Raw genomic sequence first — 354 nt, 5'->3', positions numbered from 1 at the left:
GAATTGACTTTACAAATCTATTGCTCATTATCCTATACCCAGAGAAAACATCTTTTAAATTTGAATTAAAACTTTTATTTATTAGATTAGAGAATATTTTATTTCCTAAAACATGACCTTTAGGGTAAGAGCTTAGTTCTCGAGAGCGTATACCTATGATCATATCAAGGTTTTCATCTATTAATTGAGAAATTAGTTTTGGGCAAGCTGAGGCGTCATATGTATTATCTCCATCTGCCATTACATATATATCAGCTTGAATATCAGCGAACATTCGACGTACGACTTCGCCTTTACCTTGTCGATACTCATGCCGAACAACAGCACCAGCCTCTTTTGCTTCCGATATGGTAT

Annotated in this window: 1 protein-coding gene; it reads right to left on the bottom strand. The window is 34.7% G+C overall.

Annotated elements, in window-relative coordinates; translation table 11 throughout:
* On the bottom strand, positions 1 to 354 hold a 354-nt coding region (locus AB4585_RS27860; RefSeq protein ID WP_372171997.1), incomplete at both ends, for a glycosyltransferase.

This window comes from Vibrio sp. 10N.222.49.C9 (assembly GCF_041474985.1).
Taxonomy (GTDB): Bacteria; Pseudomonadota; Gammaproteobacteria; order Enterobacterales; family Vibrionaceae; genus Vibrio; species Vibrio crassostreae_C.
Note: the sequence above shows the minus strand (reverse complement) of the source record. Positions and strands in the feature narration are given on the sequence as shown.